At 66.5% G+C, this 11,313-nt stretch carries 9 protein-coding genes; 5 read left to right on the top strand and 4 right to left on the bottom strand.

The features are described 5' to 3' along the window. The first annotated feature begins 368 nt into the window (after nt 1–368). The gene (locus V7Q42_RS20670; RefSeq protein ID WP_333826158.1) at nt 369–638 is read left to right on the top strand and encodes a (2Fe-2S)-binding protein; all 270 of its coding nucleotides are present in this window, start codon (nt 369–371) and stop codon (nt 636–638) included. 75 nt (nt 639–713) lie between these two features. On the opposite strand, the gene bfr is transcribed toward V7Q42_RS20670, so the two are convergent. Next, on the bottom strand, nt 714–1,193 hold the full coding sequence (gene bfr / locus V7Q42_RS20665) for a bacterioferritin (protein ID WP_333826157.1): 480 nt from the start codon (nt 1,191–1,193) through the stop codon (nt 714–716). Between the two features lie 215 nt (nt 1,194–1,408). On the opposite strand from bfr, the gene rnd reads away from it, so the two are divergent. Further along, the gene (gene rnd / locus V7Q42_RS20660) at nt 1,409–2,593 is read left to right on the top strand and encodes a ribonuclease D (protein ID WP_333826156.1); all 1,185 of its coding nucleotides are present in this window, start codon (nt 1,409–1,411) and stop codon (nt 2,591–2,593) included. 114 nt (nt 2,594–2,707) lie between these two features. On the opposite strand, the gene V7Q42_RS20655 is transcribed toward rnd, so the two are convergent. After that, complete coding sequence (locus V7Q42_RS20655; protein WP_333826155.1) at nt 2,708–3,571, bottom strand: AraC family transcriptional regulator; 864 nt, start codon at nt 3,569–3,571, stop codon at nt 2,708–2,710. A gap of 186 nt (nt 3,572–3,757) precedes the next feature. Here V7Q42_RS20655 and V7Q42_RS20650 point away from each other — a divergent pair, with 186 nt between their 5' ends. Beyond that, nucleotides 3,758–4,657, top strand: coding sequence for a DMT family transporter (locus tag V7Q42_RS20650; protein ID WP_333826154.1), 900 nt, complete (start codon nt 3,758–3,760; stop codon nt 4,655–4,657). Nucleotides 4,658–4,812: 155 nt separating this feature from the next. Here V7Q42_RS20650 and yghX read toward each other — a convergent pair whose 3' ends face one another. After that, nucleotides 4,813–5,700 (bottom strand): YghX family hydrolase, encoded by an 888-nt coding sequence (yghX, locus tag V7Q42_RS20645; RefSeq protein WP_333826159.1) that lies wholly within the window; start codon nt 5,698–5,700, stop codon nt 4,813–4,815. 233 nt (nt 5,701–5,933) lie between these two features. Between yghX and V7Q42_RS20640 the strand changes: the two genes are divergently transcribed. After that, nucleotides 5,934–6,722, top strand: coding sequence for a hypothetical protein (locus V7Q42_RS20640; RefSeq protein ID WP_333826153.1), 789 nt, complete (start codon nt 5,934–5,936; stop codon nt 6,720–6,722). A 3-nt stretch (nt 6,723–6,725) separates the two neighbouring features. Here V7Q42_RS20640 and mfd read toward each other — a convergent pair whose 3' ends face one another. Beyond that, nucleotides 6,726–10,433 (bottom strand): transcription-repair coupling factor, encoded by a 3,708-nt coding sequence (mfd, locus tag V7Q42_RS20635; protein WP_442958245.1) that lies wholly within the window; start codon nt 10,431–10,433, stop codon nt 6,726–6,728. Nucleotides 10,434–10,598: 165 nt separating this feature from the next. On the opposite strand from mfd, the gene V7Q42_RS20630 reads away from it, so the two are divergent. Further along, entirely contained in the window at nt 10,599–11,258 is a 660-nt protein-coding gene (locus V7Q42_RS20630; RefSeq protein ID WP_333826151.1) for a DUF6064 family protein, read from the top strand. The last annotated feature ends 55 nt before the right edge of the window (nt 11,259–11,313 follow it).

The raw sequence follows: 11,313 nt of genomic DNA, 5'->3' as shown, positions 1-11,313 counted from the left end.
AGGCACATTAAACGCATCAAATCAACATGATGGTCCAACCGCGCACAGGTCTCGTCATACCGAGCGGATGAAGTTCCGACCTGTTCGGAACTTCATCCGCGAAGGCGAGCCCGAACGGGCGTCGGCCGGTCAGGCCGCAATCCACGAAATTCGGACGAGTCCGAATTTCGTGAACTCGGTATCACCTCGATGCCCGCCCAACCGGTCATGCAGAAATCATATCTTGCGAATGATTTGCAATATCGCATAATCCAGCGACAACCGAGGCGGCCCGCATCCGATCGGGGCGACCGGCGGAGTGGCCGCCGAGCGAGAGAAGCGGCCGAGAGCCGGCACGATCGGGAACGGCGAGCGACGGGAGGGGATCGGTGATCGTCTGTTCGTGCAATGTCATCAGCGACCACGTCGTACGACGGACGATCGACGATCCCGACACCGCGGTGGCTCGGGTCTCGTGCCTCTTCGGCCATCTCGGCTGCCGCCCGCAGTGCGGTCGCTGCGCGCCGACCCTGCGTCGACTGATCCGCGAGAGCACGGCGGGTGACGCCACGGCCTGTCCGGCGGCCCTCGACGACATCGGCGACGAGGGGTGCGGGCCGGTGGTGGACTGCGGACTGCACGTCGTCGCGGCCGAATGACCGCGACGACGAGGTGCGGCGGTGCCGGCATCCCCGAGGCGGGAACGCCGATCACCGCATCGAACCGCCCGCCGATCAGGCGGCGCTCTCGCCGATCTTCGTCTGGGTGTAGAGCTCGAGGCCGATGCGGCCGATCAGATCGAGTTCGGTCTCGAGGAAGTCGATGTGCTCCTCCTCGTCGGTCATCACCTTCACGAACATGTCGCGCGAGACGTAATCCTTGACCTCTTCGCAATAGGCGGCGGCCTCCTGATAGAGCGCCCGGGCGCCGAGTTCGGCCGCAAGGTCCGCCTCGAGGACCTCCTTCACCGTCTCCCCGATCCTCAGCGGATCGAGATGCTGCATGTTGGGGAAGCCCTCGAGGAACAGGATCCGCGCCGTGAAGGCGTCGGCGTGCTCCATCTCCTCGATCGATTCCTTGCGCCACTTCTTCGCCATCGCCTTCAGACCCCAATTGTCCAGAACCCGGTAGTGGAGCCAGTACTGGTTGATGGCGGTGAGTTCGCTGCGCAGGCCGCGATTGAAATATTCGATGACCTTGGGGTCGCCTTTCATCTCGTCGTCTCCGTGTCGGGCCGGCGTCGGGGCACGATCGCACCCGACCACCGTCTGTTGGTTCAGGTCCGTCCACGGGTGAACCTAGTCGGTCCAGATGCGATTGAAAAGCATCTGCAAAAATCGCGTGTCGCCCGACGCGATCGCTCGCGGGCCCTCACTTTCCCGCCGGCGAGACGCGACATTTCGGCCGATCCGCGTTATAGAGCGGGCCCATGCATCTCATCACCACGACCGCCGATCTCGCCGCCGCCTGTGACGCTCTCGCCGCCCACGACTATGTCGCGGTCGACACCGAGTTCCTGCGCGAAACCACCTTCTGGCCCAAGCTCTGCGTCGTGCAGATGGCCGGCCCGGACACCGCCGTCGTCGTCGACGCGCTGGCCGACGGGCTCGACATGGCGCCGTTCCTCGCACTGATGAAGAACGAGCGGGTGATGAAGGTGTTCCATTCGGGACGCCAGGACATCGAGATCGTCTTCAATCTCGGCGGCTTCGTGCCCCACCCGATCTTCGACACCCAGGTCGCGGCGATGGTCTGCGGCTTCGGCGATTCGGTGTCCTACGATCAGCTGGTGCAGCGCATCTCCGGCCACCACATCGACAAGTCGTCGCGCTTCACCGACTGGACCCGCCGTCCGTTGACCCAGAAGCAGTACGACTACGCCCTCTCCGACGTCACCCATCTGCGCGACGTCTACCACCACCTCGAGAAGCGCCTCGCCGAGCAGGGGCGCGCCGACTGGGTGGCGGAGGAGATGGAGGTCCTGACCTCCCACGAGACCTACGATCTCGATCCGGTGAACGCCTGGACGCGGCTCAAGCTCCGCGTGAAGAAACCGATCGAACTGGCCATTCTCAAAGAGATCGCGGCATGGCGCGAGCGCGAGGCGCGGGCCCGCGACGTGCCCCGTTCGCGCATCCTCAAGGACGATGCGATCTTCGAGATCGCCGCCGACCAGCCGAAGGACGCGAGCGCGCTGGGCAATCTGCGCTCCTTGTCGAAGGGCTTCGAGCGGTCGCGCGCCGGCGAGGAGATCCTCGCCTGTGTGCAGCGAGCGATGGCGATCCCGCGCGCCGAATTGCCGACGATCCCACGCGGCCGGCCGATGCCGGACGGTGCCGGCGCATCGGTCGACCTGATGAAGGTGCTCCTCAAGCTCGTCTGCGAGAAGCACGGCGTCGCCTCCAAGGTGGTGGCGACCGTCGACGAGCTCGAGGCGATCGCCACCGACGATCAGGCGGACGTCCCGGCTCTGAAAGGCTGGCGTCGCGAACTCTTCGGCGCCGAGGCGTTGAAGCTGAAGCACGGCCGCCTCGCCCTCTCCTTCGACGGACGCAAGGTGGTGGCCGTCGACTGCGAGCCGCCGGAGCCGAAGGCGAAGAACGGCGGCCGCTGACGCCGGCGTCCCGCCGCGGCGAGACCTCGACCCGCCCGGCAACGGATCGTCCGGCCGCGCGGACGGAGGCGACGCGCACCGCCATTCTCCCTCCGCGGTCCGAGATATCCCCGCTCAGCCGTCGAGGACGGCGCGTCGCCATCGGCCCGGAGTCGTGCCGGTGGCGATGCGAAAGGCGCGGGTGAAGTGGCTCTGGCTCGACCAGCCGCAGGCATCGGCCGTCTCGGCGAGCCCGACACCGGCGCGCATCGCCCGCTTCGCCGCCTCCACCCGCAGCGCCTCGAGATGGCCCGCAGGGCTCGCGCCGTGGCTGACGCGGAACATGCGCTGGAAGTGAAAGGGGCTGAGCCCGGCAATCGCCGCCAGCGCGTCGAGGCTCGGGGTGCGGCGCAGATCGGCGCGCATCGCCTCGAGCACGCGCCGGGACACGTGCGGCGCCAAGCCACCCCGCAGCGGGCGATGCCCCCGCCCGCCGAGATCCGGGTCGGTGACGAGGCCGGCGCAGAGTTCTTCGACGATCTCCGCCGCGCCGATGGCATCGCCCTCGTCACATGTGCCGGCGAGCCGCGCCATCGCCGCCGCCATCTCGGGTGCGCGGAAGAAGGTGCGATCCGGCAGATCCAGACCGTTCGGCTCGCGGTCGAGCGTCTCCGACATGAAATGGCGCAGCCGATCGTCGGCGAGATAGAGGTGGACGAAGCGAGAGGCGCCGCCGATCCCCCAGTCGGAGCCCGACCCCTGCGGAATCAGGCAGAGCGCGCCCGGCCACCCGCGGATGGCGCCGCGATCGAGCCGGCGGCTCTCCTCGCCGCCGAGCAGGTAGCAGCTGAGAGTGTGGAGGCGGGTGTTCTCGTAGCGCACCCGATCACGATCGTTCGACCAGATCGCCACGCCGCACCCGCGCCCGAGATCGAGCCGGGCATGGAGGTGGGCGCGCGAGCGCGAGAGCTGATCGAAGACGGAGAGCGTGGACGGCATCGGACGGGGTCGCGGCTGGAACTCCGCGGATCTTGGCAGCCGCCGCGGGTCACGGCAATCGGTGGCCCGGCGGGTCTCCCGCCCGCCGGGCGCTTCACCGCAAGATCGTGCAAGCCGCCCGCGCCCGTCGGACGCATCTTCCCCCGGCAAGCCGCCCGATCTCCGGGCGGCCGATGGGATCGCATCATGCTCGACGTCTCGCTCTTCGCCGCCACCGTCGTCATCTGGGGCACGACCTGGCTCGCCATCGCCCTCCAACTCGGGCCGGTGCCGGTCCTGACGTCGATCTTCTATCGCTTCGCGCTCGCCGCCGTGCTGCTGCTGCCGGTCCTCGCGATGGCCGGCCGCCTGACGCCGATCCGCCGGCGCGACCACCTCTTCGTCGCTCTGCAGGGGCTGTTCCTGTTCTCGACCAACTTCGTCTGCTTCTACAACGCCACCCGGTTCATCCCGAGCGGCCTCGTCTCGGTGGTGTTCTCGCTCGCCACCCTGTTCAACGCGGTCAACGCCCGGCTGATCTTCGGCGAGCCGATCGCCCGACGCACCCTTCTCGCTGCGGTGCTCGGGGTCGGCGGCCTCGTCGTGCTCTTCGCCCCGGCGATCCGCGACGGCGGCCTCGGCGCCGAAGCTCCGCTCGGCCTCGCCCTGGCGGCGCTCGGCACGCTCTCCTTCTCGCTCGGCAACATGGTGTCGCGACGCAATTCGAACGCCGGCATCCCGCCGCTCACCGCCAACGCCTGGGGCATGTCCTACGCCAGCGTCGCGCTCTTCGCCCTCCTCGCCGGCACCGGCACGCCGCTGGTGATGCCGCCGAACGCCGTCTACGTCGCGGCGCTGGCGCATCTCGCCATCCTCGGCTCGATCGTCGGCTTCACCACCTATCTGATGTTGGTGGCGCGCGTCGGCTCGGCCAAGGCGGCCTACGCCACGGTGATGTTCCCGATCGTCGCCCTCGCGCTCTCGGCCGCCTTCGAAGGCTACATCTGGGACCTGCGGACGGTGGTCGGCCTCGCCCTCGCGCTGCTCGGCAACATCGTCGCCTTCGCCGGCCTGCCCGCCTTCGCTCGCCGCCCCCGCACCGCCTGATACTCGGCTCATGAAACTCGGCCTCTGCCGACTTTCATGAGCGATACGGCCCGACCGGCCGACGCCCGTTCGGGCGCGCCTTCACTCACGATGTTCCGAACAGGTCGGAACCTCGTGAGTTCGGCACGAGATGGCGGCCGGACGGGCGGCGCGTTTCAGCCGAGATGCGTCTTGAAGAACGCCAGCGTCCTGTCCCAGGCGAGTTTCGCCGCCGCTTCGTCGTAGCGCGGCGTGGTGTCGTTGTGGAAACCGTGGTTGACGCCCGGATAGATGTGGGCCTCATAGCGCTTGCCCGCCGCCTTCAGCGCCGCCTCGTAGGCCGGCCAGCCGGCGTTGATGCCCTGATCCTGCTCGGCGTAGTGGAGAAGCAGCGGCGCCTCGATCTTGGCGACGTCCTCGGCCTTCGGCTGACGGCCATAGAACGGCACGCTGGCCGCGAGCTTGGGGAAAGCGACCGCCAGCGCGTTGCACACGCCGCCGCCGTAGCAGAAACCGACGCAGCCGACCTTGGCCGAAACCGCCTCGTGACCGGCGAGGAAGGTGTAGGCGGCGAAGAAATCCTCCATCAGCTTGGCCGGCTCGATCTTCGACTGCATCTCGCGGCCCTTGTCGTCGGTGCCGGGATAGCCGCCCTGCGGCGACAGACCGTCGGGCGCGAAGGCGACATAGCCCGCCACCGCCACCCGCCGCGCCACGTCGGCGATGTAGGGATTGAGGCCACGGTTCTCGTGGACGACGAGGACGCCGGGCAGCTTGCCCTTGGCACCCGCCGGCTTCACCAGCAGGCCGGAGACCATGCCCTGCCCGTTCGGCGACGCGTAGGAGGCGGTCGAGGCGACGATGCGCGGGTCGTCCGCCTTGACCTGCTGGGCGAGCGCGTAGTTCGGCGAAAGAGCCTCGACCAACGCCGCGCCGGTGAGGCCGGCGACGGTGAACTTCGCCGCCCGATCGAGAAAGTCGCGCTTGGTCACCCGGCCGTGGACGTAACCGTCGAAGATCTCCAGGAGTTCGGCGGGGAAGTCGCTGGCGCGCATGCGCGGGATCTGGTTCATGGTGGCTCCTCCGGTCGCGCCGTCACTTGCGAACGGCTCGCAGATATAGAGCCGGAAGTCGCGGCGAAGCGCATCACACGAGGAGCCGGTGCGTGGTCACGTTTCGGTGACGTGGGGTTGCGAAAATAGTGGTTTACCTTCTTGCGAAATCGCGAACAATCTAACTTCGCGAATTCAGGTAATTGACGAAATTTCGGAGATCACTTGTTGTGAGCATTATAAGAATGAGCAAACCGCCGGCCGATCGATTTGATCACGTCGCAGATGTAATCGCATGGCTGTTTCTCACGCTCCTCCTGCTAATCCCAGTATTTTCGCTTGGCTTCCTCTTTGGCGGGTGGTTTGCCCCTAGCACCCATGAAAGGTCTTGGCTTTATGATTACCAAGGGCTAGTCGGCGCAGCCATGACACTTATTGCAGCTGGTGTTGCATGGCTAGCGGTTCAGCGACAAATCTCCGCACAGAGATCACTTTCTGAAGCAGAATATAGAGACGCAAAGAATTTCGTAATTTCCTCATTTGAAGATTACCTCAGGATTATCAATCTCATATGGCGTGAAATTGAGCATGAACCCACCAGCATTGAGGTCGATAAGTGGAATTTGTTCATTTCACGACTAATTACCAAAATTATGTCATGTAGCGTAGATCTAGATCGGCAACTTCAAAAAACAATTTCTAGAACAGACTATGCGAAAAATTCCCTTCGAATATCTGACAGATTTAAAATAGATGAAATTTGTATGTTTGCCAACTCCTCAAACGAACAAATACTTACTTTCATTAACAACAAAAATTATTACACCAATATAAATAAGATAAATGACGACAATCAATTTATTCTTGAAACATTCAGTACTTTAATTCAATTCTCGCATCTTCGAAAGGCCTGCATCGAGTTCGACCCCTCACTTGAAGAGATTTTTATAGATAGAAAGATAGTCCCTGTTAACTGGGATCCAATGTGGCGACACTTGGAGGAATTCACCAATCAATATCAGAACATCCCGTAACCATCACCTCCTCCACCCACCTCCCGGCGGCTTCTTGTCGCGACCGAGGCTCGACAGGCTCGGATAGCGGCCGAGCTTCTTCTGTGGCGGCGGGGGTGGCGGCGGGGTGGGCTCGAGGCGGAGCTTCTTGGTCTCGGGCTGCTCGATCATCCCGGCCGAGAGCGTCACCGGGCCGTCGTCCTTCTTCTCGGCGATGCGGACAAGCTGAGTGAGGACCACAGCCGAGCCTTTGAGGCGGTCGAGCGGATCGGGCCAGTCGCGGATGAGGACGATCTTCTGATCCGGGCGGATCTTGGCCATCGAGCCCTGTTCGCCGATCCATTTCACCAGACCGGCCGGGTTGGCGAAGGACGAATGGCGGAAGGCGATGACCACGCCCTTCGGGCCCGCCTCGATCTTCTCGACGTTGGCGCGGCGGCACAGCGACTTGATGTAGACGATCTTGAGGAGGTGCTCGACCTCCTCCGGCAACGGCCCGAAGCGATCGATCAGCTCGGCGCCGAAGCCGTCGATCTCCTCGGTCGTCGTCAGATCCGACAGCCGCTTGTAGAGGCCGAGGCGCAGGCCGAGATCGGCGACGTAGTGATCCGGGATCAGCACCGGCGTGCCGACCGTGATCGACGGCGACCACTGCTCCTCCGGCATCGCCTCGTCGCCCGACTTCAGGGCCGCCACCGCCTCCTCCAGCATGTGCTGGTAGAGTTCGTAGCCGACCTCCTTGATGTGGCCGGACTGCTCCTCGCCGATCAGGTTGCCGGCGCCGCGGATGTCGAGATCGTGGCTCGCCAGTTGGAAACCGGCGCCGAGATTGTCGAGCGACTGCAACACCTTGAGCCGGCGTTCCGCCTGCATCGTCAGCTTCTTCTGCGCCGGCACGGTGAAGAGCGCATAGGCGCGTATCTTCGACCGGCCGACGCGGCCGCGCAGCTGATAGAGCTGGGCGAGGCCGAACATGTCGGCACGGTGGACGATCAGTGTGTTGGCGGTGGGGATGTCGAGGCCGCTCTCGACGATGGTGGTCGAGAGCAGCACGTCGTACTTGCCCTCGTAGAAGGCGTTCATGACGTCCTCGAGCTCACCCGCCGCCATCTGGCCGTGGGCGACGGCGACCTTCACTTCCGGCACCACCCGCTCCAGGAACTCCTTGCGCTCGGCGAGATCGGCGACCCGCGGCACGACGTAGAAGCTCTGGCCGCCGCGATAGTGCTCGCGTAAGAGCGCGTCGCGCACCACCAGCGCATCGAAGGGCGAAATGAAGGTGCGGACCGCCATGCGGTCGACCGGCGGCGTCGCGATGATCGACAGTTCGCGCACCCCGGTCAGCGCCAGCTGAAGCGTGCGCGGGATCGGCGTGGCGGACAGCGTCAGAACGTGGACGTCCGACTTCAACTCCTTCAGCCGCTCCTTGTGCTTGACGCCGAAGTGCTGCTCCTCGTCGATGATCAGGAGGCCGAGGTCCTTGAAGTCGATGCCCTTGGCGAGCAGCGCATGGGTGCCGACCACCACGTCGAGGGTGCCCTCGGCGAGCTCCTTCTTCACCGCCGCGAGGTCCTTGGCCGAGACCAGCCGCGAGGCCTGGGCGACGCGAACGGGTAAGCCCTTGAAGCGCTCGGCGAAGGTGCGGAAATGCTGGCGGGCGAGCAGCGTCGTCGGCACGACGACCGCCACTTGGCGGCCCGACGCCGCCACCGCGAAGGCGGCTCTGAGCGCCACCTCGGTCTTGCCGAAGCCGACGTCGCCGCAGACGAGGCGATCCATCGGCCGGCCGACGGCGAGGTCGTCGAACACCGCGTCGATCGAGGCGAGCTGATCGTCCGTCTCCTCGTAGGGGAAGCGGGCGCGGAACTCGTCGTAGAGCCCCTCCGGCGCGACGTATTTCGGCGCAGTCTTGAGGAGGCGCGCGGCCGCGGTCCTGATCAGCTGATCGGCGATCTCGCGGATGCGCTTCTTCATCCGCGCCTTGCGCATGCCCCAAGCGACGCCGCCGAGCTTGTCGAGGATGGCGTCGCCCTCGTCGGACGAGCCGTAGCGCGACAGAAGCTCGATGTTCTCGACCGGCAGGTAGAGCTTGTCGCCGCCCTGGTAGATCAGCTCGAGGCAGTCGTGCGGCGCGCCCGCGGCGGTGATGGTCTTCAGACCCGAGAAGCGGCCGATGCCGTGATCGACGTGGACGACGAGATCGCCCTCGGCGAGGCCGGCGACCTCCTTGATGAAGTCCGAGCCCTTGGAGTGCTTGCGCTTCGCCCGGATCAGGCGGTCGCCGAGGATGTCCTGCTCGGCGACGACCGCCAGATCCTCGATCTCGAAGCCGCTCTCGAGCCCGAGCACGGCGAGGCCGACCTCGCCCTTCTCCATCAGCCCCGCTTCCGGGTAGGTGGCGAGCGGCTTCACCCGGCCGAGGCCGTGGTCGGTCAGCACCTGCTTCAGGCGATCGAGCGCGCCGTCCGACCAGGCGGCGACGACGACCCGGCGCGGCCCGGCGCGCAGCTCGGCGATGTGGCCGACCGCCGCGTCGAAGACGTTGGCCTCGTTCGAGGCGCGCTCGGCGGCGAAGCTGCGGCCCTGGCGGCCACCGAGGTCGACGACGTCGAGCCGGTCGTCGGGCAGCGCGAAGGGGGTGAGGCGCACCGTCCGGGCGTCGGCGAGGCGGCTCTTCCACTCGCCCTCGGTGAGGAACAGCGCCTTCGGCTCCAGCGGCTTGTAGGGCACGGTGCCGCTCGCCGCTTCGTCCATCGCCTCGCGGCGGGCCTCGTAGTGGTCGGCGACATCGGAGAGGCGCTCGGCGAAGGCCTCGTCGACGTGATGGTCGAGGACGATGCGGGCGTCGCCGACATAGTCGAACAGCGTCTCGAGGCTCTCGTGGAACAGCGGCAGCCAATGTTCGAGGCCAGCGTAGCGTCGCCCGTCGGAGATCGCCGCATAGAGAGCGTCGTCGCGGGTGGTGGCGCCGAAGGTGGTGACGTAGGTACGGCGGAAGCGCGAGACCGCCTCGGGCGTCAGCGTCACCTCCGACATCGGCACCCATTCGAGGCGCTTCAGCTGGCCGGTGGTGCGCTGGGTCTCGGGATCGAAGCGGCGGATCTGTTCCAGTTCGTCGCCGAAGAAATCGAGGCGGACCGGCGCTTCGGTGCCCGGCGCGAAGAGATCGAGGATACCGCCGCGCACCGCGTATTCACCGGTGTCGCGGACCGTGGCGGTGCGCTCGAAGCCGTTGTTCTCCAGCCACTTGACGAGATCGGCCATGTCGGCGCGGCCGCCCGCCACCGCCGAGAAGGTCTCGCCGGCGACGACCTCGCGGGTCGGCAGGCGCTGGGCGGCGGCGTTGACGGTGGTCAGCACCACCACCGGCTTCTTGCGCTCGCGCGGCGTGGCGAGGTGCGAGAGCGTCGTCATGCGGCGGGCGACGACCACGGCGTTGGGCGAGACGCGGTCGTAGGGCCGGCAGTCCCAGGACGGCAGCGACAGCACGTGGACGTCGGGGGCGAAGAAGGCGAGCGCCGCCTCCAGCCGCTGCATGCGCACGCCGTCGCGGCAGATCACCAGCAGCGACGGGCGGCCGTCACGCGCCCCGGCGTCGCGCGCCAGATCGCCGACGACGAGCCCCTCGGCGCCGTCCGGCACGCTGGCGAGCGTCACATGGGTGCGAGTGCGGAAGAGACCGGAGAGCTTCTTCACGGGGGCGACCTCGGAGTGGCGAAAACGCGACGACACCCGCGTGTGGCTTTCGGGCCGGTCACGCGGGGTCGGATGCGGTCTTTCAACAGGATTCCGCCGCCCGGCGCCAGTCCCGTTCGCGTGAGGGAGGGATGCGCGTGGGCTGCGAGGAACGGCGCGGTCCGTCTGATCCAGCTCGAGGCACCCTCGGAGAACGGGACCATGATGGCGCCCATGCTCCCCTTCACCCCTGAACAGTTCCTCTCCGTCTTCGCCGCCTACCACACGGCTGTCTGGCCGGCGCCGTTGGTCGCCTACGGAGCCGGAGCGATCGTCGTCGCGATCCTCGCTTTCGGCCCCCGGCCCGGCACCGATCGTACCGTCGCCGCGATCCTCGCCGCCCTGTGGGCATGGACCGGCGCGGTCTATCACGGGCGCTACTTCGCCGCGATCAACCCGGTCGCACTCGGTTTCGCCGTGCTCTTCGTCTCGGAGGCGGCCCTCTTCCTCCCGATCGCGTTCGGTCGCGGCGGCCCGCGCTTCGCCTACCGACGTGACCGTGCGACCGTCTTCGGGGTGGCGCTCGTCGCCTATGCCGCGGTGATCTACCCCGTTCTCGGCCACGCGGCCGGCCACGTCTATCCCGCGACGCCGGTCTTCGGCATCACCCCATGTCCGCTCACGCTGTTCACCCTCGGCCTGATGATGCTCGCCGGCGAACGTCCTCCGGCTCTGCTCCTGGCGATTCCGACGCTGTGGTCGCTGATCGGCGGCTCTGCCGCAGCCCTGCTCGACGTGCCGCAGGACTGGCCGTTGCTCTTCGCCGGCGTCGCCACCGTGGCGGTGGTGCGGACGTGCCGCCCGGTCGTTCCGCCCGCGTGACGGCTCATGAGACCTGTGCGCGGATAGCCCTCGACGACCGTCTACTGACGTGATT

Origin of the sequence: Pinisolibacter sp. (genome assembly GCF_036782435.1) — a bacterium.
Classification (GTDB): Bacteria; Pseudomonadota; Alphaproteobacteria; order Rhizobiales; family Ancalomicrobiaceae; genus CALBKH01.
The sequence above is the reverse complement of the archived record's forward strand: the minus strand, read 5'-3'. Positions and strand labels throughout refer to the sequence as shown.